The 22,915-nt window shown below is 69.7% G+C and carries 17 protein-coding genes; 10 read left to right on the forward strand and 7 right to left on the reverse strand.

Annotated elements, in window-relative coordinates; translation table 11 throughout:
* Window positions 1-48: 48 nt before the first annotated feature.
* From HWX22_RS04500 to HWX22_RS04510, 3 genes are all read right to left on the reverse strand, one after another.
* Window positions 49-849, reverse strand: coding sequence for an enoyl-CoA hydratase-related protein (locus tag HWX22_RS04500; RefSeq protein ID WP_244135189.1), 801 nt, complete (start codon window positions 847-849; stop codon window positions 49-51).
* Complete coding sequence (locus HWX22_RS04505) at window positions 846-2,066, reverse strand: CoA transferase (RefSeq protein WP_175908573.1); 1,221 nt, start codon at window positions 2,064-2,066, stop codon at window positions 846-848. Before HWX22_RS04505 ends, HWX22_RS04500 begins: the two co-directional genes overlap by 4 nt.
* 70 nt (window positions 2,067-2,136) lie before the next feature.
* A complete protein-coding gene (locus HWX22_RS04510; RefSeq protein WP_175915111.1) occupies window positions 2,137-2,919 on the reverse strand; it encodes a crotonase/enoyl-CoA hydratase family protein in 783 nt (260 codons plus the stop codon).
* 134 nt (window positions 2,920-3,053) lie between these two features.
* On the opposite strand from HWX22_RS04510, the gene HWX22_RS04515 reads away from it, so the two are divergent.
* Window positions 3,054-3,893 (forward strand): helix-turn-helix domain-containing protein, encoded by an 840-nt coding sequence (locus HWX22_RS04515; RefSeq protein ID WP_244135190.1) that lies wholly within the window; start codon window positions 3,054-3,056, stop codon window positions 3,891-3,893.
* Window positions 3,894-4,016: 123 nt separating this feature from the next.
* A complete protein-coding gene (locus HWX22_RS04520; RefSeq protein ID WP_175908571.1) occupies window positions 4,017-5,069 on the forward strand; it encodes a CaiB/BaiF CoA-transferase family protein in 1,053 nt (350 codons plus the stop codon).
* A 63-nt stretch (window positions 5,070-5,132) separates the two neighbouring features.
* On the opposite strand, the gene HWX22_RS04525 is transcribed toward HWX22_RS04520, so the two are convergent.
* A complete protein-coding gene (locus HWX22_RS04525) occupies window positions 5,133-5,576 on the reverse strand; it encodes a PaaI family thioesterase (RefSeq protein WP_059467287.1) in 444 nt (147 codons plus the stop codon).
* Between the two features lie 272 nt (window positions 5,577-5,848).
* Between HWX22_RS04525 and HWX22_RS04530 the strand changes: the two genes are divergently transcribed.
* Entirely contained in the window at window positions 5,849-7,477 is a 1,629-nt protein-coding gene (locus HWX22_RS04530; RefSeq protein WP_175915112.1) for a methyl-accepting chemotaxis protein, read from the forward strand.
* Here HWX22_RS04530 and HWX22_RS04535 read toward each other — a convergent pair.
* Window positions 7,450-8,559 carry an AGE family epimerase/isomerase gene (locus HWX22_RS04535; protein ID WP_175908569.1) on the reverse strand — a complete coding sequence of 370 codons (1,110 nt, stop codon included), beginning with the start codon at window positions 8,557-8,559 and terminating at the stop codon, window positions 7,450-7,452. The two genes, HWX22_RS04530 and HWX22_RS04535, sit on opposite strands and share 28 nt — an antisense overlap.
* A gap of 106 nt (window positions 8,560-8,665) precedes the next feature.
* On the opposite strand from HWX22_RS04535, the gene HWX22_RS04540 reads away from it, so the two are divergent.
* From HWX22_RS04540 to HWX22_RS04555, 4 genes are all read left to right on the forward strand, one after another.
* Window positions 8,666-9,364, forward strand: a complete 699-nt coding sequence (locus tag HWX22_RS04540) for an MgtC/SapB family protein (protein WP_059528748.1) — start codon at window positions 8,666-8,668, stop codon at window positions 9,362-9,364.
* A 104-nt stretch (window positions 9,365-9,468) separates the two neighbouring features.
* A complete protein-coding gene (locus HWX22_RS04545; protein WP_175908568.1) occupies window positions 9,469-10,842 on the forward strand; it encodes a flagellar hook-length control protein FliK in 1,374 nt (457 codons plus the stop codon).
* Between the two features lie 175 nt (window positions 10,843-11,017).
* Window positions 11,018-11,173 (forward strand): hypothetical protein, encoded by a 156-nt coding sequence (locus HWX22_RS04550; RefSeq protein WP_175908567.1) that lies wholly within the window; start codon window positions 11,018-11,020, stop codon window positions 11,171-11,173.
* Window positions 11,174-11,324: 151 nt separating this feature from the next.
* Entirely contained in the window at window positions 11,325-11,804 is a 480-nt protein-coding gene (locus HWX22_RS04555; protein WP_175908566.1) for a GNAT family N-acetyltransferase, read from the forward strand.
* A 168-nt stretch (window positions 11,805-11,972) separates the two neighbouring features.
* Here the strand turns inward: HWX22_RS04555 and HWX22_RS04560 are convergent, their stop codons facing one another.
* Window positions 11,973-14,783, reverse strand: coding sequence for a heavy metal translocating P-type ATPase (locus tag HWX22_RS04560; RefSeq protein WP_175908565.1), 2,811 nt, complete (start codon window positions 14,781-14,783; stop codon window positions 11,973-11,975).
* 380 nt (window positions 14,784-15,163) lie between these two features.
* Between HWX22_RS04560 and HWX22_RS04565 the strand changes: the two genes are divergently transcribed.
* Window positions 15,164-16,603, forward strand: a complete 1,440-nt coding sequence (locus HWX22_RS04565) for a DUF1254 domain-containing protein (protein ID WP_175908564.1) — start codon at window positions 15,164-15,166, stop codon at window positions 16,601-16,603.
* A gap of 152 nt (window positions 16,604-16,755) precedes the next feature.
* On the forward strand, window positions 16,756-20,565 hold the full coding sequence (locus tag HWX22_RS04570) for a DUF748 domain-containing protein (protein WP_175908563.1): 3,810 nt from the start codon (window positions 16,756-16,758) through the stop codon (window positions 20,563-20,565).
* Window positions 20,566-20,634: 69 nt separating this feature from the next.
* Here the strand turns inward: HWX22_RS04570 and HWX22_RS04575 are convergent, their stop codons facing one another.
* Complete coding sequence (locus tag HWX22_RS04575) at window positions 20,635-20,856, reverse strand: hypothetical protein (RefSeq protein ID WP_059448952.1); 222 nt, start codon at window positions 20,854-20,856, stop codon at window positions 20,635-20,637.
* A gap of 290 nt (window positions 20,857-21,146) precedes the next feature.
* On the opposite strand from HWX22_RS04575, the gene HWX22_RS04580 reads away from it, so the two are divergent.
* Window positions 21,147-22,823 (forward strand): alkaline phosphatase family protein, encoded by a 1,677-nt coding sequence (locus HWX22_RS04580; RefSeq protein WP_175908562.1) that lies wholly within the window; start codon window positions 21,147-21,149, stop codon window positions 22,821-22,823.
* Window positions 22,824-22,915: the final 92 nt, after the last annotated feature.

Here is a 22,915-nt window from a genome sequence, read left to right on the forward strand (position 1 = left end):
GGGCGGCGATCGACGGCGCGCGGCGGACGGGGCCGCGCGCCGTCGGGCTCAGCGTCCCTTGAACACCGGCTTGCGCTTCTCGAGAAACGCGCGGGCACCTTCGACCCGGTCCTCGCTCGCATAGACGTCGGGGCCGACGTCGAGCCGCAGCGCCGCGGCAACCGGCAGGCCCCAGCTGCGGGTCGCCGTTTCCTTGATGCGCCGGATCGTGAGCGGCGCGTTCGCGGCGATCGCCTGCGCCAGTTCGCGCACGGTATCGTCGAGCGCGGCGCCGGGGACGACCCGGCTCAGCAACCCGACGTGCAGCGCTTCGTCAGCGTCGAAGCGGCGGCCCGTGAACAGCAGCTCCATCGCGACCGCGCGCGGCAGGATGCGCGGCAGCAGCACGCTCGCGAAGTTCGCACCCATGCCGACTCGCGCTTCGGGCAGCGCGAAATAGGCGTGATCGGCGGCGATCCGCAGGTCGCATGCGAGCGCGATTTCGAAGCCGCCGCCGACCGCGTAGCCGTTGATGGCCGCGATGGTCGGCTTGCGCAGTTCGAGGATCAGCTCGTGCACGTTGCGTGCAAGTCCGCGCATCGGCCGCATGCCGCGCATCTCGGGATCGCCGAGATCGATGCCCGCGCTGAAGGCCCGCTCGCCCGCGCCGCGGATCACGATCGCGCGCACCGCGGGGTTGTCGTCGAGCGTGACGAGTTCGTCGCACAGGCGCCGGATCGCGTCGGCGGACAGCGCATTGGCGACATGCGGGCGATGAATCGTCAGCCACGCGATGCCGTCGTCGTCGCTGCGCAGGATCGATGGGGCGTCGTCGCCGGTCAGGGAGGAGAACGTGCGCGGCGTGGTCATGACGTGCTCCCGGAGGTGGCGGCGCGCTCGTCGTGAACGACGCCGGCCTTGCGCAGCGCGTCGCGGCGGGCCGCGTCGAGGCCGAGCGCGTCGAGCACCGCGTCGGTGTCGGCCGCGAACGGCCGCGGCGGCCGGCGGATCGAGCCGGGCGTGCGCGACAGCCTGGCCGGGATGCCCGCGCCGGTGTAGGTGTCGTTCTTGACGAACATCGCGTTGCGGGCCGCTTGCGGATGGCCGAACCCGTCGGCGATGGTGTTGACCGGTCCCGTCGCGACGCCGGCGCGCATCAGCCGGTCGACGACCTCGTCGGCGGGCAGCTCGGCGGTCAGCTGCCCGATCAGCGAGTCGAGCGCGTCGCGGTGCGCGACGCGCTGCGCATTGGTTGCGAAGCGCGGATCGCGCGCGAGCTCGGGCACGCCGAGCGCTTCGACCAGCTTCGCGAACGTGCGGTTGTTGCCCGCGCCCGTCGCTACCGGCTTGTCTTTGCAAGAATAGACGCCGTACGGCGCGATCGCGGCGTAGACGTTCCCCGTCGCGACGGGCACGTCGCCGGTCGCCATCCAGGTCGTGCTGAGCGGATGCAGCATCGACAGCGCGGTGCTGAACAGGTCGATGTCGACGTGCTGCCCGAGCCCGGAGCGCGTGCGTTCCACCAGCGCGAGCAGGATGCTCGACATGGCGCTCAGCCCGGCCGCGTAGTCGACGACCGGAAACGGTACCTTCAGCGGCATGCCGCCCGGCTCGCCGTTGATCGACATGAAGCCGGCGAGCCCCTGCGCGACGGCGTCGTAGCCCGGAAACCGCGCGAGCGGGCCATCGGTGCCGTAGCCGGAGATCGAGCAATGGACGAGGCGCGGAAAGCGTTCGCGCAGGCAATCGTCGTAACCGATGCCCCAGCGTTCGAGCGTGCCCTGCTTGAAGTTGTCGACCAGCACGTCGGCCGTCTCGAGCAGGCGGAACAGCACGTCGCGGCCGTCGGGATGCGACAGGTCGAGCGCGAGGTTGCGCTTGTTGCGGTTGAGCCCCCAGTAGTAGCTGGAGAGGCCGCTCGGCATCGCGGGTCCCCAGTCGCGTGTTTCGTCGCCTTGCGGCGGTTCGATCTTGATGACGTCCGCGCCGTGGTCGGCGAGCGTCTGCGTGCAGAACGGGCCCGCATAGACGCGGCTCAGGTCCACCACGCGCACGCCCGCGAGCGCGCCCTCGTTGCTGATGATCATGACGATGTTTCCTTCGATGGTCGGCGATGCTGGCGTTCGCCGGCTGGGTGCAGGGCGAAGCGCCGCGGGTTCAGTCGCGCGCGGCGAACAGCGCTTCGACGGCCGCGCGGTGTTCCGGCGTTGCATGGGCGAATGCCTGGTACGACGCGGACAGGTCGAGCAGCGTGTCGAGGCTCGCGTGCCGGCCTTCGCGCAGCAGCCGCTTGGTCAGGCGCAGTGCGGTGCCCGGATGGCGCGCGATGCGCGCGGCGAGCGCGTGCGCGTGGGCCAGCAGTTCGCCGTCGGAGACGACGCGCGACACCAGCCCGTGGCGCAGCGCCGTTTGCGCGTCCACCGCGTCGCCCGTGAACGACATCTCGGCGGCGACGGCCGCGCCGACGATCTGCGGCAGGAACCACGCGCCGCCGTCGCCCGGCACGAGGCCGAGCGCGATGAAGCTCTCCGCGAAGCGCGCGCTGTCGGCGGCAATGCGGATGTCACACATGCAAGCAAGGTCGGTACCGGCGCCGATGGCCGGGCCGTTGATCGCCGCGATTGCGGGCACTTCGAGTTGCTGGAACGCGTGCGCGAGGCGCTGGATGCCGCGGCGATAGCGGGTGCGGATTGCCGCGAGGTCGTGCAGGTCCGACTCGGCGAGCGCACGCATCGCCTTCACGTTGCCGCCCGACGAAAACACGGCGCCGGCGCCGGTCAGGACCAGCACGCGAATCGACTCATCGCGGTTCGCTTCGTCGCAGCACGCGACCAGTTCGTCGATCGCATCGGTGTCCGAAATGGCGTTGCGGGTTTCGGGGCGGTTCATCGTGACGGTCAGGATCGGTCCCTGTCGTTCACGGATCAGAAAGGCTGACATGGTGTCTCCGTATGTTCTGTACCGCGGGGCTTCACGCCGCGGGCCGAAGCCTAGTATCGTCACGACGGTTGGCGGCGGGAAATTCTGTTCCACATACGTGGAAGGGGCCGCCGTGACGGGCGCGGAGGGGCGGGATGAGCGGAAACGTGGTCAAGAGCGCGGCGCGCGTGTTCGAGGTACTGGAGCTGTTCAGCGAACTGCAGCGGCCGCTGAGCGTGCGCGAGATCGCCACGCGTTGCCGCTATCCCGGGTCGAGCGCGGCGGCGTTGCTGACCAGCATGAAGGTGCTCGGCTACCTGTCGTACGACGAACGGACGCACGCGTATGCGCCGACGGCGCGGCTCGTCAATCTCGGCGAAGCGCTCGTCGATTCGGCGGCGGGCAGCCGGCGATACTGGCACGCCGTGGCGAAACGGCTGGCGGCCGGCACGCGGGAGGCCGTCGTGATTGCGGTGCAGAGCGACCTGTACGTGCAGTACATCGACGCCGTCGCGGGCGCGCACCGGATTCCGGTCCAGTTCTATGCGCCGATCGGCACGCGTCGCGAGATCTGCATGTCGGGGCTCGGCTGGGCGTTGCTGAGCCTGCAGCCGGACAGCACGATTCGCCGGCTCGTGGCGCGCAGCATCCGGCGCATCGGAAGGTCGGGCAGGACGATCGACGAGGACGTCGTGCTGGACAAGGTCGAAGAGACGCGCCGGCTCGGCTATTCGTATTCGGCGCATACGGTGACGCAAGGCGCGGCGATGATCTCGATGGTGATCGCCGACGGCTGGAACGGCATGCCGCTCGCGATCGGCGTCGCCGGGCCGGTCGAGCGGATCGAAGAACATCGCGGCGCGATCGTGCTCGCGATGCGCGACGCGCTGGCCGAGCGCGTGGACGAAGCGGTCGGCGAGTCGCGCGGCCGCTCGTGCGGCGACGCGTCCGCCTGCGGCGGCCTCCGCCGGCATCGGGCGGACGGCGGCGGGTGATCATCCGATGTCGACGCGAACCTTGCGTATCGGCCGTCTTGCCGTCGGCGCCGCGCGCGTTCGCATAGAATCGGAGCGTCGTTTCGTTTCGCCCCTGTCCGGTTGCATTTCCGCGAGGTCGCCATGTCATTGAACGCGCCGCTTTCCGGCGTCCACATCGTCGAATTCGAAGGCCTCGGCCCCGGCCCGCTCGCGGGCTGGATGCTCGCCGGGATGGGCGCGCGCATCACGTTGATCGCGCGTCCGGCAGGCCGCACCAGCGCGCCGGACGCGCTGCAGGGCCGCGACGGCGACCTGCTGCGCGAAGGCAAGACGATCGTCGAACTCGATCTGAAGACGCCGGCCGGCCGCGACGCGGCGCTCGCGCTGATCGCGCAGGCCGACGCGCTGATCGAGGGGCTGCGGCCCGGCGTGATGGAGCGCCTCGGTCTCGGCCCGGACGATTGCGCACGCGGCAATCCGAAGCTCGTGTACGGACGGATGACGGGCTGGGGCCAGGACGGACCGCTCGCGGCGGCCGCCGGGCACGACCTGAACTACGTCGCGCTGACCGGGCTGCTGTCGCTGTCCGCGCCGCGCGACGGCCGGCCCGGCGTGCCGCCGACCGTCGTCGGCGATGCGGGCGGCGCGCTCGGGCTCGCATTCGGGATCGTCTGCGCGCTGTTCGACGTGCGCGGCGGCGGGCCGGGGCGCGTGGTCGACGGGGCGATCGTCGACATCGTGTCGATGCTCGGCTCGCTCGCGTTGTGGGCACGCGCGAACGGGCAGCTCGATGGCGCGCAGCCGAGCCTCTTCCACGATGCGCCGTTCTACGACGTATATCGCTGCGCGGACGGCGAATGCGTGACGATCGGCGCGCTCGAGCCGCCGTTCTACGCGTTGCTGGTCGAGCGGCTCGGGTTGAGCGATGTCGATCCGGCGTCGCAGTACGATCGCGCGCGCTGGCCGGCGCTGAAGGCGCGTTTTGCCGAGGTATTCGCGCAGCAGCCGTCCGCACACTGGCGCGCGTTGCTCGAAGGGACCGACGCGTGCTTTGCGCCCGTGCTGAGCGTGGCCGCTGCGGTCGAGCATCCGCACAATGCAGCGCGCGGGATCTATCGAACTGACGAGAACGGGAACGTGCGGGCGCGCGTGGCGCCGCGGTTTCTATCGTTGCAGGATGATGACGCGGGTTGACGGAGCAGGGTGCGCGGGGCTTGCCGCCGCGTGTGCTCCGCCGTGTCGAGCGATATCGGCCGCTTACGCCGTTTCCTCCGGCGCATCCGGCATCTTGCCGTCGCCGACGCGATTGATCGTGCCTTGCGCGATCGCGACGAGCCGCTCGTGATCGCCGTCGATGACGAACACATGACACTGGCAGGTCGCCTGGTGCCGGCCCGCGTAGACGACCTTCGCGCGCGCGACGAGCGTGCCGTTCACGGCCGGCCGCAGGTAGTTGATCTTGTATTCGGCGGTGATGACGCGCGGGCCGAGCACGAGCGCGCCGGCGAAGGTCAGCGCGTTGTCGGCGAGATAGCCGATCACGCCGCCGTGCACGAAGCCGTGCTGCTGCCGCAGCTCTTCCCGCACGGGCAGGCACAGCGACACTTCGTTGTCGCCGATATGCATCAGCTCCGTGCCCAGCAGCATGCTGAACGGTTGCGCGCGCAATGCGCCGCGCGCGTGGTCCGTGATGTCCGTCATCGACTGCCCTCGCAATGCGTGTCCGCTTGCGCTGAACTCTAGGAAGGGGGCTGCGGATAAGCAAGGAAATTCGTCCGCATTTCGCGTGACGGCCGGCGCGATGCGACGCGATTACTGCGCCGAACGCGCGCGTTGTCCTCGTTTGCCGGCGATTCGACGGGGATGGCGGGGACTGGCCGGGCGCCACTCGCCGGATGTTCCTAAAGTCCGACGAAGAAATGCCGCTAATGCCGGGGCATTGCTCCATCGTCGCCTCTCCAGGAATCTCCCCCATGTTCGGAAAAATCAAGCTCGCGTCGGGTCTGCTCGGCGTGTTGACCGTGTTTTGCCTCTTTCTGTTCGCGATCGAGGCGCTCGGCTTCTGGGCGCTCGCATCGACGCGCAGCGGCGTCGACGATCTGTCGAACGTCGCGATCGCGCAGGTCGACGCGGCCAGCCAGGCGACCGAGCGCCTGCTCGACGCACGCGTGAACCTGTCGCGCGCGGGCACGCGGATGGTGCGCGGCGGCCCGAAGCCCGACGAGATCATCCGCCATGCCAGCGCTTCGCTCGCCGAAGCGGACAAGGCGTTCGCCGCGCTGACGGCCGCGCAGGCCGTCGACGCGACGAACCGCGCGCGCGTGGCGGCGCTCGCCGAGCGCTATCGCGCGCTGCGCGGCGCGCTGGGCGAACTCGTGCAGTTCCTTGACGCCGACAACATCCAGGCGTTCCTTGACCAGCCGACGCAGGGCTTCCAGGACGCATACCTCGCCGAACTGCACCGCTTCGCCGACTACGGCGCCGCGTCGAGCCGCGACGCGCTCGCCACGATCGATAGCGGGATTCAGTGGTTCAAGTGGGTCGGCATCGTGCTGCTGGTGGCGATGCTCGCCGCGAGCGCGGCGATTTACGCCGCCGCGCGGCGCGCGGTGGTCGCGCCGCTGGACGAGGCCGGCCGCCATTTCGAGCGCATCGCGCAGGGCCGGCTCGACGAAGTCGTGCGGGCAGGCGGTGTGTTCGAGATCGACCGGATGTTGCGCGGCCTTGCCACGATGCAGGCGAGCATCGCGGACACCGTGCGCACCGTGCGTCACGCGTCCGACGCGATCCACCTCGGCGCGGGCGAGATCGCCGGCGGCAACGCGGACCTGTCCGCGCGCACGGGCACGCAGGCCGCGTCGCTCGAGGAAACCGCCGCGAGCATGGAGGAACTGGCCGCAACCGTGCGCCAGAACACCGACAGCGCGCGTGCGGCCAGCGCGCTGGCCGACGCGGCGCTCGACGCGACGCGCCACGGCGGCGGCGTGGTCGACAGCGTGATCGACCGGATGCGCGGCATCGCCCAAAGCTCCGGGCGCATCGCGGAGATCATCTCGGTGATCGACGGCATCGCCTTCCAGACCAACATCCTCGCGCTGAACGCGGCGGTCGAGGCCGCGCGGGCCGGCGAGCAGGGCCGCGGCTTCGCGGTGGTCGCGGGCGAAGTGCGCTCGCTCGCGCAGCGCAGCGCGCAATCGGCGAAGGAAATCAAGGCGCTGATCGAGGAGTCGGTCACGCAGATCGACGGCGGCTCGGAACTCGTCGAACGGGCCGGCGACGCGATGCGGACGGTTTCGGCGTCGATCACGCGGGTCGTGCAGACGATGTCGGAGATCACGGCCGCGTCGGTCGAGCAGAGCGTCGGCATCGAGCAGGTCAATCAGGCGGTCACGCAGATGGACCAGCTGACGCAGCAGAACGCGGCGCTGGTGGAGGAGGTCGCGGCGGCGGCCGCGTCGCTGAACGACCAGACCGCGCACCTGATGCAGGCGGTGTCGGTGTTCGAACTGGGCGACGCGCGCGCGGCTCGCGGTGTCCGCGACGAGCGCGCGTCGTCGTCGTTTGCCGGCGCCGGTTACGAAACGGCGGGCAGCGCCGCGTAAGCGGTCGCGAGGTGGTAGGGCGTCGTCGACGGCATGTCGGCGCGCGACACCTGCCCGTCGGCCGTCTTGCACTCGAACCAGCCGCGCGGATGCAGGAAGCGCGCGGCGAAGCGCTCGATCTGCTGCGCGAGCGGTGCGGAGGCCGGCGTGCCGCCGTGCGTGGCGAGCGCGCGCAGGTATTCGGTCTGAGCCCAGATCCGTTGCGTGCCGTCGATGCATGCGCCTTGCGCGTCGACCGCCGCGCACACCGCGCCCGTTTGCGGATCGATCCCGTGCTGCTCGGCGAACGCGAACGCGCGCGCGAGCGCGTCGGGGAGCCCGGTTTGCGCGAGGCGCACGCCGGCCGCATCGACCAGATAGAACCATTCGAACTGATGGCCGGGCTCGAAGCGGTTGTCGGCCGCCCCGAGCGGCAGTTCGGCGACGCAGCCTGTCGCCGTATCGACGAACGTGCGCTCGACGGCCTGCGCGGTGCGCACGAGCGCATCGTCGAACGCCGCGTCGCCGAACGCATCGGCGGCCGCGAGCCATGCTTCGGTCAGGTGCATCAGCGGGTTCTGCAGCGCGCCGCTGCCCGACGACGAGAAGTCGGCGTGACGCGCGGCGTCGAGCAGCGCGTCGCCCGGCTGCGGCGCGAAGCGGTCCTGGATCAGCGCGGCGGTGTCCTCGGCGACCGTGCGCGCCGCGGCGTCGCCCGACGCCGCATGCCATGCGGCACACGCGAACACGACGAACGCGTGCGTATAAAGGTCCTTGGTCGTGTCGAGCGGCGCGCCTTGCGCATCGACGCTGTAGAACCAGCCGCCGTGGCGCGGGTCGCGGAAGCGGCTGCACAGCGAGTCGAACAGCGTGGCCGCGTGCGCGGTGTGGCCGGCCTGCGCGAACACGAACAGTTGTCGCGCGCATGCCATTGCGCGATAACGGGTGACGGGCAGCGGTGCATAGGTGGCCGGATCGACGGCCTCGAACGGCAGCCGCAGCGTCTGGTCGAACCCTGAACCCTGCCAGATCGGCAGAATGACGTGCGCAAAATGGTCGCGCAATCGGGCGGCCTGGGCGGAAGCGGAATCGGGAACGGACATGGCGGGGTTGAGCGCTTGGATCGAATTGAGTCGGCGCGGAGCGGCGCGGCCGGGGCCAAGGATAAACCATTCCGCGCGGCAGTCTTCAAAACGGGAGAGAAATCGAATGCTCGGCAACCTGGAACTCGTGATGCGCCTGGTCCTCGCGGCGGCGCTCGGCAGTGTCATCGGCTTCGAACGGGAGCGCCTGTCGTGGGCGGCCGGCCTGCGCACGCACATGCTGGTCTGTGTCGGCTCGACGCTCATCATGATCGTGTCGGCGTTCGGTTTCGCCGATGTGCTGGGCAGCAGCGACCACATCGTGCTCGATCCGTCGCGGATCGCCGCGCAGGTGGTCTCGGGCATCGGTTTCCTCGGCGCGGGCTCGATCCTGCTGCGCGGCGAGATCGTGCGCGGGCTGACGACGGCCGCGAGCCTCTGGTCGGTCGCCGCGATCGGCCTCGCAGTGGGCGGCGGACTGTACGTCGCGTCGATTTCCGCGACGATCATCATTCTGATCATCCTGGCCGGCATCAAGCCGCTCGAGCGCCGCTACTTCACGGTGCGGCAGCGGCGTCAGCTCGCGCTGACGGTGGTGGGCGGCGCGTTGACGTTCGATTCGCTGCACGCGGCGCTCGGCCCCGACAGCGCGCGCGTGAAGCAATTCATCGTGCAGCGCGCCGACGACACGGGCGAGCACGACGAGGTGCGCATCGCGCTCGGGCGCGTGTCGGATCTCGAATACCGCGCGATCTGCGACAAGCTGCGCGGGCTGTCGTGCGTGACGCGATTCGAGGAAGGCGGCGGGTTGTCGGGCGACGAATAGACGGCATCCGATCGGCCGGATCGGCGATCGGTCATGCGACAATGGCCGGTCACTGATTCCGTTCGACATCCGGTTCCGCGTTCGCGGACCTGTAATCCGACTCCATGACCGAATCCGTTTCCCTGCCTCGCTCCCGTTCCCGCTCCGACCGCTCGTCGGCCCGTTCGCGTCCGCGTTCCGTCGCGGCCGCGGCAGACACCGCCGCGAGGGCAACCGCGCGGTCCGGCAACGCGACGGGCGGCGATGCGCCGCGGGACGAACGTACGCTCGACCTGTTCGGCGATCCGGTGCTCGAGCCGGCTGCGCGTGGGCCGGTGGGCTCGCGCGATGACGGGGCGGTGGATGCCGACACGGTGGCCGCCGTTGCCGACAGCAATGACGGCGGTCGGCAGGCGACGCTGGATGGATTCGGCACGCCGGGCGCCGACGGCGGGGCCGTTGCGAAAACGACGGCGTCTGCGTCGACGCGCGAAAGCGGCGACGTGGCCGATGCCGATGCAACGAAGCCCGGCGAGACGCGGCTGCCCAATGGTGTCGCCGCGACTGCAGCCGACGAGCCGGCAACCGACGGCAGCCAGGTGAAGACCGGCGGGGTGGCGGAAGCAGGCGACGCGGCCGGGACGCACGCCGATCGTTCGACGGCGAATGCCGGAGCGGCGGAAGGTGCGGTCGATGCTGTCATCGGCGACCGACCCGTGAAAGCGGGCGGTGAGCCCGAAGGCGCCGCCGTGCCGGCAACACGCGACGAAGCAGTGCGAACACCTGGCGAGACCGCGAAGGGGCGTCGCGCATCCTCCGGCGGCAAGCGCCGTGCAGCCGCTGGCGCGCGCGAAGCGATAGCGGCGCGTGGCGCGCCGGAAGTGGCCGCCGTCGACGCGGAGGCGGAAGCGACCCCGACGCAGCACCTTGCGCCATCCACTGAACGGTCGGCGACCGCAGAACCGGCCGAGCCCGAGGTTGCCGCAGTTGCCGCGAGTGCCCGTGACGCCGCGCAAGCAGCCGCAGCGCCGGCCGCGCCGTTCGCGCAGCCTGTTGCGTCCGCGGCGTCGTTCGTGACGAAGCCGTCGGCGGAACGTGCGCAACCGGCCACGTCGAGCGCGTCGGCCTTCGATCCCGACACGCAACTGCGCCCGCTGTCGGACCGGCTCGCCGCGCTGCAGGCCGAGACGGCCGGCATGAAGCAGGCGGCCGATCGCGAGATGCGTCGCGTCAACCGGCTGCTGCTGGCGCTGGCGATCGTCGTGTTCGCGGGGCTCGTCGCGCTGGTGCTGCAAACGCGGCAAATCGCGCACCTGAAGCAGGAAGTCGACGCCCGGCAGCAGCGGATCGACCGGCTGGCTGCCGACCTGTCGACGCAGCAGGCAACGCTGATGACGCTCGCGGAACACCACGAAGCGATGCTGTCGCAGGTCGACCGGCTGCAGCGCAATGCGAATCGCGAGGCGGCGGCCGCGAAGCGTGTGCGTCGAACGCACTAAATCGTCCGACCCTACCTGCAAACACCGGCGTGACAAGGCGCGTCGGTGCGGACCGTCGGTCAGCGGTGGCGCGGGTGCGGCAAACTGATGCGGTGAGCTGGCAGAGTTCAGGGAAAACCCTTAGAATGGCACCCATCTAAGGGAAAACCCTAGAATCATCTGTCAGGAGTCTCACATGAGCTTCATTCTTGCCCTGCTGCAAAAGATCGACGACCTGTTCGTCTCCCCGCACCTGCCGCTCGACGCGGAATATTCGTACGCTGCACGTCACGCCGAAGCCGAGCGCGTGCGTCGTGCGAACCGCGTTCCGACCGTCCTGTACCGTCGCTGATTCGCTGATTCGCTGATTCGCTGATTCGCTGATTCGCTGATTCGGCGCGGCGCTCGCCGCCTCTGCCTGCCCGTTTTCCACCGCCGCATCGCGCGCCGGTGCGACCGTCCCGCTACACTGGAAGTCCGACTTCCCTCGCGACACCCGGGCCATGCTGCAGATGCGGCCGATGACGGCCGGTGAATTCCACGCATACCGCACGCGCGCCATCGACGGCTACGCGCGCGATCTCGTATCATCCGGGCAGAACGCCACCGACGACGCGCAGACCCGCGCCCGCGCCTGCTTCGATACGCTGCTGCCCGATGGCCTGCTCACTTCCGGCCAGACGCTCGTCCAACTGATCGACGCCGACAGCGGCGACACGGTCGGCGACCTCTGGTACGCGATCGTGCCCGAAGGGCCGAACCGCACGCTGTTCATCTACGATCTCGACATCGTCCCGACCCGGCGCCGCCAGGGCTGGGCCACGCGCGCGCTCGATGCACTCGAGGCCGAGGCGCGCCGTCATGGTGTCACCGAAATCGGGCTGTCGGTGTTCAATCACAACACGGCGGCCCGCGCGTTGTATCGGGCGTGCGGCTTCGTGCCGATCACGACGACGCTGATCAAGCCGGTCGTCCAGAGCTGAAGCCAGCACGCGCGCGTCGGTGACGCGCGTTGTCGTTGTTCGGCCGCCTTCCAATGATCTGTCCCGACGCAGCGCATGCAATTTGCGCCACGCCGCTCGGCAAGCCATTTCCGATACGACAAGCGCCGGGCCGTCCATCGAACGACCCGGCGCTTGTCGCGGCCCGCATCAGCGTGCGCGGCCTTTCCATCTCCTCAGCAGCAGCGCGTTCGTCACGACGCTGACGCTGGAGAACGCCATCGCCGCGCCCGCGATCACCGGATTCAGCCAGCCGAGCGCCGCGAGCGGCACGCCGATCAGGTTGTAGACGAACGCCCAGAACAGGTTCTGCTGGATCTTCCGATACGTCCGCTTCGAGATGTCGATCGCATCGGCGACGAGCGCCGGGTCGCCGCGCATCAGCGTGATGCCGGCCGTATGCATCGCGACGTCGGTGCCGGTCGCCATCGCGATGCCGACGTCGGCTGCGGCGAGCGCGGGCGCGTCGTTGATCCCGTCGCCGACCATCGCGACGATTCCGCCGTGCGTGCGTTTCAGTTCGGCCACCACGCGTGCCTTGTCGTCGGGCAGCACCTGCGCATGCACTTCGCCGATCCCGAGCGTCGCCGCGACGGCCGCCGCGCTGCCGCGGTTGTCGCCCGTGACGAGCACGCTCGCGACGCCACGCGCCGACAGTGCCGCGATCGCGTCGCGCGCGCCCGGCTTCACGGTGTCGCCGAACGCGATCAGCGCGAGCAGCGCGCGCGGCGCGTCGGCACGCATCAGCCACGAAATCGTGTTGCCCGCGCGCTCGAGTTCCGCGGCACGCGCGTCGAGTTCCGGCGGCACGACGATGCCGAGTTCGTCGCGCCAGCGGGTGCTGCCGAGTGCGAGAATCTCCCCGCCGACGCGCGCCTCGACGCCGCGTCCGGCCACCGCGCGCGCGTCGGCCGCGACGATCTCGGCCGAACCCGCGCCGCCGCGGGCCACGACGTCCGCATCGTGCGCGGCGACCACGGCGCGCGCGAGCGGGTGGTCGCTTTGCCGCTGGACCGCGGCCGCGAGAGCGAGCGCTTGCTCACGTGGGATGCCGACGGCGTCGAATGCCGTCACGGACGGTTTGCCTTCGGTCAGCGTGCCGGTCTTGTCGAACGCGATCACCGTGGTGCGCTGCGCGAGTTCGAGCGCCAGGGCGTCCTTGATCAGCACGCCATGGCGGGCCGCGACGCCGGTGCCCGCCATGATCGCGGCGGGCGTCGCGAGGCCGAGCGCGCACGGGCACGCGATGACGAGCACCGCGACCGCGTTGAGGATCGCCGTTTCGATGCCGGCGCCGGCGATCAGCCAGCCGCCCAGCGTCAGCACGGCGATGCCGAGGATCGCCGGCACGAACACTTCGCTGACGCGATCGACGAGCCGCTGGATCGGCGCCTTTTCCGCCTGCGCGGATTCGACGAGGCGGATGATGCGCGCGAGCGTCGTCTCCGCGCCGATCGCGGTGGTTTCGACGACGAGCGCGCCTTCGCCGTTGATCGAGCCGGCCGTGACCGGATCGCCGTCTTCCTTCGGCACCGGCAGGCTTTCGCCGGTGATCAGCGATTCGTCGACGTGCGAGCGGCCCGACGCGATCCGGCCGTCGACGGGCACACGCTCGCCGGGACGGATGCTGACGGTCGTGCCGACGCGCACTTGCGCAAGCGGCACGTCGCGCTCGACGCCGTGCTCGACGACGCGCGCGCGGTCGGGACGCAGCGCGTTCAGCGCGCGGATCGCCTCGGTCGTCTGGCGTTTCGCGCGCGCTTCGAGCCATTTGCCGAAGCGCACCAGCGTGATGATGACGGCCGATGCCTCGAAATACAGATGGCCGGGGTGCGCGGGGTCGCGCAGCAGCATCCACAGGCTCAGGCCGTACGCGGCCGACGTGCCGAGCGCGACGAGCAGGTCCATGTTGCCGGTGCGTGCCTTCACCGCATGCCAGGCGGCGCGGTAGAAGCGTGCGCCGAAGCCGAACTGGACGACCGACGCGAGCACGAGCTGCAGCCAGCCGGGCAGCATCGCGTCGATGCCGAACGGCGCGACGAGCATCGGCACGATGAGCGGCACGCTCAGCACGGCCGAGCCGATCACGAGATTGCGTTCGCGGATCGCTTCGCGGCGCTTGCGGGCGTCGGGGGCTTGCGCGGGTTCGGCGGCGCGGGCTTCGGCGTCGGCCGAGGCGTCCGCGTCCGGCGCAACGGCGAGCGATGCCCGATAACCGGCCGTCGTGACCGCCGCGATCAGCGTGGCGGCGTCGAGCGCGCCGGCGCCATGCACCGACGCGCGTTCGGTCGCGAGATTGACCGACGCGCGCGTGACGCCAGGCACGGCGGCCAGCGCCTTTTCGACGCGGCCGACGCAGGATGCGCACGTCATGCCGCCGATGTCGAATTCGAGATCATGGGAAGCGGCCGGCGGCGGCGCGGCGACCGGTGTCGCGCCGTAGCCGGCTTGCCGCACGGCTTCGGCCAGTTGCGACGCGGAAACGTCCGGTGCCGCGTCGACGGTCGCGCGCTCGGTGGCGAGATTGACGGACGCGCGCGTGACGCCGGGCACCTTCGCCAGCGCCTTTTCGACGCGCGACACGCACGACGCGCAGGTCATGCCGTCGATGTCGAGTTCGATGCTGGCGGCGGGCGCGGGCAGGGCGCTCGCCGCCGTTTCCGGCCGGGCGGTCGCGTGCATCGCGTGCTCGACGTGCGCGGACGCAACGGCTTCGACCGCCGCTTCGCGCACGGCCGCGCGATAGCCGGCGGCGTCGACCGCGGCGACGAGCTGCGCGGGCTCGACCGTGTCCTGCGCGGTCACCGTCGCCGCATGCGCGTCGAGATCGACCGCCGCCTCGACGACGCCCGGCACTGCGGCCAGCGCACGCTGCACGCGGCCCGTGCAGCCGCCGCAATGCATGCCGTCGATGGACAGTTCGATCGTTTGCATGTCGGCGGAGGCGAGTGGTTCAGTCATGTCGGATTCCCCAAAAGCGCGGTTCGTGCCGCGAATGACTCCAGTATCAACATTCCCATGATGGGAAGGTCAAGGGGTGGCGATGCAATACAGCATCGTGCCGACGGCCGGCCCATTCTCGCCCGACCTGCCGCCCCGCGAAGGCGGCGGGCGGCTCCGGACAAGGGTCGGATCAATGGAACTCCGGGCCGACGACAGCCCGGCTACCGCTGCGCCCGATATTCGGCATATTGGGGGATGCCCTTAGGCGCTATGATACCGGCCTGACATCAGCGCCCGCCGAGCGAAGCGGCGACCGGGCACGCTGGGGTGCCTTGCTTTCGCCGATCGTGAGTCGAACAAGGCGTTGACTGACAAGAACGATATTCGGCCAGTACTCAATGATTGAAAACCTACGAGAATCAATTTCTCTGCGGCGCGCGGCAGGCGCGTCGCTGGCTCTGGCGGCGCTGCTGGCGGGATGCGCGTCGCAACCGGACGCGATCCAGCGGAAAACCGGCTGGATGCGTGCCGAAGTGGCCGACTCCTATGTATACGCGTATCCGCTCGTGCTGATGGACGTCGCGAAGGAAGCCGCGACGGGCGGCGACAGCGCGCAGCCGGGCCAGGCGCCGCTCAACACGCTGCGCCACGCGCAGGCGCTGCCGCCCGTCGGCGCGCTCAACCCGCCGCTGCCGGGCGTCGACACGCTCGACTCGACCGGCTGGCTCGACGTCGGTGCCGAGCCGGTGATCGTCACGCTGCCGGATACCCGCGGCCGCTACTGGGATGCCCGCGCGCTCGACATGTGGACGAACGTGCTGTGGTCGTCGTCGAGTGTGGCGGCGCGTGGCGCTCGCGGCGCCGCGCGATCGCAAACGATTGCCTTCGCCGCGAAGGACTGGCAGGGCACGCTGCCGAAGGGCGCATTGCGTATCGACGTGCCGTCGGCCAACGCGTGGCTCGAGGTGCGGTTGCAGACGAGCGGCGGGCGCGACCTCACGAACGTGAAGAAACTGCAGCGGGCGATCCGCGTGGTGCCGCTGTCCGTCTATATGGGCAGCACGCGTGGCGCGTCGGTCGCGGTCCATGCGGGCAGCGCGCCGTTGGAAGCGGCGAGCGGCGGCACGCCGGCCGAGCAGGTGGCCGCGCTCGATCCGAAGGCGTTCTTCACGCGCTTCGCGCGGGCGCTGCAGGACAATCCGGCACCGGCCGACGACGCGCACGCGAACGAATTGCTCGGCGACATCGGCGTGACGGCCGGCTACCCGGTGCTATGGACGGGTGATCGCCTGAACGCCGCGACGGCCGGCGTCGCCGAGGCGCGCGCGCGGCTCGCGACACCGCCGTCAAACCTGCTGAACGCGAACGGCTGGAGCTGGATCGGCGACACGGCCGGCAAGTACGGCCAGGACTACGCGCTGCGCGCATACGCGGCCTATACGCAGTTCGGCACCGCGACGCGCGACGACGAGACGCTCGCGCTCGTGCGCGTCGATAGCGACGGCCACACGCTGAACGGCGCGAACCGCTACGTGCTGCACTTCGCGCCGGGCGCGCTGCCGCCGGTGCGCGGGTTCTGGACGCTCACGCCGTACACGACGAACGGCGCGCTGCCCGACGTCGGCTCGGCGCGCCGGTCGCTGGGCGACCGCGACCGGCTGCGCCGCAACCACGACGGCTCGATCGACGTGGTCGTGTCGGCGTCGCCGGGCGGCACGCACGCGGCCAACTGGCTGCCGGCGCCGCGCGCCGACTTCGCGCTCGCGCTGCGACTCTACGCACCGAAGCCGCAGGCGAGCGACGGCTCGTGGATGCCGCCCGTCGTCGTCCGAAAGTGAACCGACGGGCGCCGCCGCTGTCCGACCCGCGGGCGCGGCGGCCTCGCCCGAGCGTCGTTCCGTCACCACCTGAGCCTATACTTTCGGGATAGCGTGCGCGGCCGTGCCGGTTTTCCGGCGCGGCCCGGCATCCATTCCCGAGGCATCCAAGCATGTCAAGCGCAGACAAAGAAACCGTACCCTCGACCTTCCACGCCCTCGGCAGCGTTGCACGCTCGCGCCGGACCCGACGTATCGGCCTCGGCGTGCTGATCTTCCTCGTTGTATTTGGACTGCTCGGATTCTTCGCGGCGCCGCCGCTGATCCGCCACATCGCCGAACAGCAACTGAGCCAGCAGCTCGGCCGGCCGTCCACTGTCCAGCGCATCGCGCTGAACCCGTACACGCTGAACCTCGAAGCCGACGGCGTGCACGTCGGCGAGCGCGGCGGCCAGGGCGACTTCATCGACATTGGCAAGCTCGTCGTGCGGCCGTCGTGGTCGTCGCTGTTCCGCGGCGCGCCGATCGTCAACGAAGTGCGCGTCGACTCGCCGCGCTTCCATATCGTTCGCTACGACGCGCAACGCTTCAACTTCACCGACCTGATCGAGAAGTTCTCGACGCCGTCCAAACCCGAAAGCAAGCCGACCCATTTCTCGGTGTCGAACATTCAGGTCAACGACGGGCGGATCGACTTCGACGACCGCCTGCTGAACGAAAAGCACGTGGTCGACAACTGGACGCTCGGCATTCCGTTCATCGCGACGCTGCCGTCGAAGACCGACATCTTCGTGCAGCCGAAGCTGCGCGCGCGATTCGACGGCAGCCCGATCGCGATCGACGGCAAAACGAAGCCGTTCGCGCTGTCGCGCGAATCGGAAGTCGCGCTGAAGTTCGACCGGCTCGACGTGCCGAAGCTGATTTCCTACGCGCCGGCGAAGCTGCCGGTGATCGTCACCAGCGGCCTGCTGAGCAGCGACCTCACGCTGAACTTCGTGATGAGCGGCGCCACGCCGTCGCTGCGCGTGTCGGGCACCGTGGATCTCAACGACGCGAAGGTGACCGACCGCGCGTCCGCGCCGCTGTTCGCCGCGCGCGGCGTGCACGTCGCGGCCGCCGGCCTCGAGCCGCTGCGCAACGTGCTGCATTTCGACGAGATCCGGCTCGACCAGCCGGTCGTCGACCTGGCGCGCGACAAGCAGGGCGTGCTGAACGTCGAGAAGCTCGCCGGCACGCCGGCCGCCGCGCCGAAGGCCGACGCGGGCAAGCCGGCTGCGTCGGGCGCCGCCGCATCGACCGTCGCCGCCAACGCCGCCAACGCCGCGAGCGGCGCGAAGGCCGAAGCCGCCGCGAAGGAAGCGCCGCCGCTCGACCTGACGATCCGTCATTTCGCGATCGACGGCGGCACGATCAACGTCGATGACCGCGTGCCCGCGACGCCGACCGCGCTGTCGCTGACGAAGCTCGCCGCGACGCTCGACGGCTTCACGCTGCAGGGCAAGACGCCCGCGAAATACATGCTGTCGACGTCGCTGTCGCGCGGCGGTGACGTGAAGGCCGAAGGCGCGTTCAGCCTGGCGGCGAAGCAGGCCGACACGAAGCTGACGGTCGACGCGCTCGCATTGCCGGCGCTGCAGCCGTATCTCGGCGAGGCGACCCGCGCGCGCGTGCTCGACGGCACGCTCGGCGCGAGCGTCAACGCGAAGGCCGACTGGGGCAAGACGCCGCTCGACGCGCAGGTCGCCGACAGCACGGTGAGCCTGAAATCGCTGAAGCTCGCGACGCCGGACGCGAAGGCGCCCGCGATCGTGCTGCCCGACGCGAGCGCGAAGATCGCGAAGGTCGACGTCGCCGCGCGCACCGCGGAAATCGCGAGCGTCGATGCGACCGGGCTCGCGCTCGACGTGAAGCGCCTGAAGGACGGCAAGATCGACCTGGCGGCGCTGGCCGAACCCGCGCAGGCGGCGGTGCCCAAGCGCACGGTCGCGCGCAAGGCCGAGGCAGCCGCGCCGTCGTGGCATTACCGGATCGACGCGCTGAACGTGAAGGAGTCGTCCGCGAACTTCACGGACCTGTCGACGCCGCGTCCGGTGAAGCTCGCGATCAAGCCGCTCGACCTGTCGGTGCAGAAGATCAGCGACGACATGACGAAGCCGCTGCCGGTGCAGCTGAAGGCGACGCTGAACCGCAAGGGCTCGGTGAACGTGTCGGGCGACGTGACCGCGCAGCCGCTGAAGCTCGGCCTGAAGATCAACGGCAACCGCCTCGACGCGGCCGCGTTCGAGCCGTACTTCGGCAGCGCGCTGAACGCGACCATCGCGAGCGCGCTGCTCAACGCGCAGGGCAACCTGACGTTCGCGCAGGTGAAGGACACGCCGCGCGCGACCTATCGCGGCGATGTCGCGCTGGTCGACGTGCGGATGCTCGACAAGGCGACGTCCGACCCGTTCGCGGGCTGGCGCTCGCTCGCGCTGTCGAACCTGAAGGTGAACTACGACGAGAAGGGCACCGACGTCGACGCCGCGCGCGTGACGTTCTCGAACTTCTACGGCCGGGTGCTGCTCGATGCGCAGGGGCGGCTGAACCTGAAGGACGTCGTCGCGAAGGAGACGGGCCCCGCGCAATCGCTCACGCGCGACGCGAGCAAGGGCGAACCCGTGCCGCTGTCGCCGGGCGTGACGCCGCCGGCCGCCGCGCAGGCCGCATCGGCCGCGGCCGTGCAGCAGGCGTCCGCGCCGGCCGCCGCATCGGCGACGGTCGTCGTGAAGGCCGCGCCGCCGCCGCAGAATCCGGTGCGCATGCATTTCGGCCAGCTCCTGCTGCAGAACGGCCGCGTGACCTACACCGACAACTTCATCAAGCCGAACTACACGGCGAATCTGGTCGCGATCAAGGGGACGGTCGGCGCGTTCGGCACGGACTCGACGACGTCCGCGCCGGTCGACGTCGCCGCGAACCTCGCGGGCAACGGGCCGATCTCGATCAAGGGCTCGGTGAACCCGCTGATCGACAAGCCGGCGCTGGACCTCACGGCGACCGCGCACGACATCGAGCTGACCAACCTGACGCCGTATTCGGCGAAGTACGCCGGCTATCCGATCACGAAGGGCAAGCTCAACGTCGACCTGCACTACCAGCTCGCGAACGATCAGCTGCAGGCGAACAATCACATCTTCATCGACCAGCTCACGTTCGGCGATCACGTCGAGAACGACACGGCGACGAAGCTGCCCGTTAAGCTCGCGATCTCGCTCCTGAAGAACACGCGCGGCGAGATCGACGTGAACCTGCCGGTGTCGGGCTCGCTGTCGAATCCGGAGTTCAGCGTCGGCGGGCTGATCTGGCGCGCGGTGCTGAACCTGATCGCGAAGGCCGTCACGTCGCCGTTCACGCTGCTCGCGAACGCGTTCGGCGGCAGCGGTGGCGAGGATCTCGGCTACGTCGAGTTCGCGCCGGGCACGTACGCGCTGACCGACGCGCAGCAGAAGAAGCTCGACACCGTCGTGAAGATGCTGACCGAAAAGCCGTCGATCCGGCTGGACCTGATCGGCCGCGTCGATCCGGCGAAGGACACGCCGGGGCTGCGCGACGCGTACGTCGAGCGTCTGGTGCGTCAGCAGAAGCTGAAGGACGTGGTCGGCCAGGGCGAGAGCATCGATCCGATGTCGGTGAAGGTCGAACCGGCCGAGTACACCAAGTACCTGACGCGTGCGTACAAGGCCGCCGACTTCAAGAAGCCGCGCAACCTGATCGGCTTGCAGAAGACGCTGCCCGATGCGGACATGAAGCAGGCGCTGGCCGATCACGCGCCGGCCGACGACAATGCGCTGCGCGCGCTCGCGCAGCAGCGCGCGCAGGCCGTGCGCCAATACCTCGACGGCAAGATCGATTCGAGCCGCATGTTCGTCGTGGCGCCGAAGCTCGATGCGAAGGGCATCGAGGACAAGGGCGCGACGACGCGCGTCGACTTCGGCCTGCAGTAAGCCGCGTCACGCCATCATCCGCCGCCGCCGCGCCCGACCGGCAATCGGGCGCGGCGGCGCGCCTTCCTGTCAGCGCTCGGCGATCGCCGGTTCGCGCTTGTCCAGTTCCTTCCTCGCGGCCAGCGGCAGGCGGGCGTCGTCCCACTGCGTCAGCCACTCGACTTCCTTCGCGGTGAACACCTGTCCGTAGTTGCGCAGCGCGTACTGCAGCGCGTCGACGACGTGATGGCGAATGATTTCGGGGGTACGTGCATCGTCCAGCACGAACCGGAGAGCTTCCAGGGTCGACATAGTCGTGCTCCGGGTCAGGGAAAACCCTTTATCACACGCCAATAGTCATGCGCCAAGCACGAAAAAAAATCGTGCGGCGGGCGATGGCGCGCACCATGCACCGGCCCGGTGCGCACGTCGCGGCGTGCGCCGGGTCACCCTGCATTGCGACGGCGTCGTGTCATTTGCGATTGGTTACGTTTGACAGAAAACAGAAAGCCCCGCTTCATCGGAGCGCCGCACGATCCGGCCATATTTTGCGCGCCTGTTGGCAGGTCACGCAGTTCAACGTCAATCGATGAGGTGGGGTGATGATGTCTTTCCTTGGTAAGCAGCGGAAGGTGGCGGCGATGGTGGCGGGCGCGCTGGCGCTCGCAAGCGCGGGTGTCTACGCCGCGCAGCAGGACGGCAACAGTCAGGGCGACGACGCCGGCCACGGCCGGCGCGTCGTGAAGCACGTGCTGCTGATCAGCGTCGACGGCCTGCACGAGCAGGACCTCGCGCGCTGCATCGGCGCGAACACGTGTCCGAACATCGCGGTGCTCGCGCAAACCGGCGTCACGTACACGAACGCCTATACGCCGGGCCTGTCGGATTCGTTCCCGGGCCTCGCGGCGCTCGTGACGGGCGGCTCGCCGAAGACGGCCGGCCTGTTCTACGACGTGTCGTACGACCGCAATCTGTATGCGCCGAGCGACACGACCTGCTCGGGCAAGCAGGGCTGGAACGTCGTGTTCGACGAGACGACCGGCATCGACGCCATCAACGGCGGCGCGCTCGTGCACCTCGACGGTGGCGGCGCGTTCAATCCGCAGGCGATCCCGCATGCGAAGGTCAATGGTCAGTGCGTGCCGGTCTATCCGCACAACTACGTGAAGACCAACACGGTGTTCGAGGCCGTCAAGGCCGGCGTGCCGAACGCATACACCGCATGGGCCGACAAGCACGCATGGGGCTACGACTGGCTGAACGGCCCGTCGGGCACCGGCGTCGACGATCTGATGCGCACCGAGATCAACTCGATCGACCCGGCGACGAACACCGCCTACACCGACGTCTATTCGCACACCGCGCGCTTCGACAACCTGCACGTGCAGGCGCTGGTCAACCAGATCGACGGCCGCGATTCGACCGGCACGAAGAACGCGCCGGTGCCGACGCTGTTCGGCGCCAACTTCCAGACGCTCAGCGTCGCGCAGAAGGCGCCGGTCGCGAAGGGCGGCGGCTATCTCGACGCGAACTTCACGCCGAACGGCCAGGTCGCGAACGCGATCACGTACGTCGACAACTCGATCGGCCGCATCGTCAACGAGTTGAAGCAGCGCAACCTGTACACGTCGACGGCGGTGATCGTCACGGCGAAGCACGGCCAGTCGCCGACCGATCACACGAAGCTCGTGAAGAACGGCGACACGCTGACGAAACTGCTCGAAGCGAACAACTATCTCGACCCGAACGGCAACTTCGGCCAGAACAACACGACGACGGGCAACCTGAACGACGGTTCGGGCCTGGTCGGCACGGGCTTCGTGCAGACCGACGACGTCGGCCTGATCTGGCTGCGCGACCGCAGCCAGCGCACGGCCGTGGTGCAGACGCTGAAGGCGAACCTCGGCTGCAACGCGCCGGGGATCTGCGCCGACGGCTCGCAGGCATACATCCTGTACGGCGCGGCGCTGGCCGACCGGTTCGGTGATCCGGCCAACGGCCGCACGCCGGACATCGTCGTCCAGCCGAATCCGGGCGTGATCTACACGTCGAGCACGAAGAAGGACGAGGAGCACGGCGGCAACGCGCCGGACGACAGCCACCTCGGCCTGCTCGTGTCGTATCCGGGCCTCCACCGCGCGCGCACCGTGAGCGATCTCGTCGGCACGAAGCAGGTCGCGCCGACCATCCTCGGGCTGCTCGGCGCCGAACCGAAGCTGCTGCACGCGGTCGTGGCCGAGAACACGCACGTGCTGCCGGGGCTCGGTATCGACCACTGACGCAACGTGACGGGCGCCGCCTTCGGGCGGTGTCCGGTACCGTGCACGCGGCGCCGTTCGGCTGATGGCCGGCGGCGCCGCATTTTTTTCCG

Origin of the sequence: Burkholderia sp. BCC1638 (assembly GCF_902833195.1) — a bacterium.
GTDB classification, from domain to species: domain Bacteria; phylum Pseudomonadota; class Gammaproteobacteria; order Burkholderiales; family Burkholderiaceae; genus Burkholderia; species Burkholderia diffusa.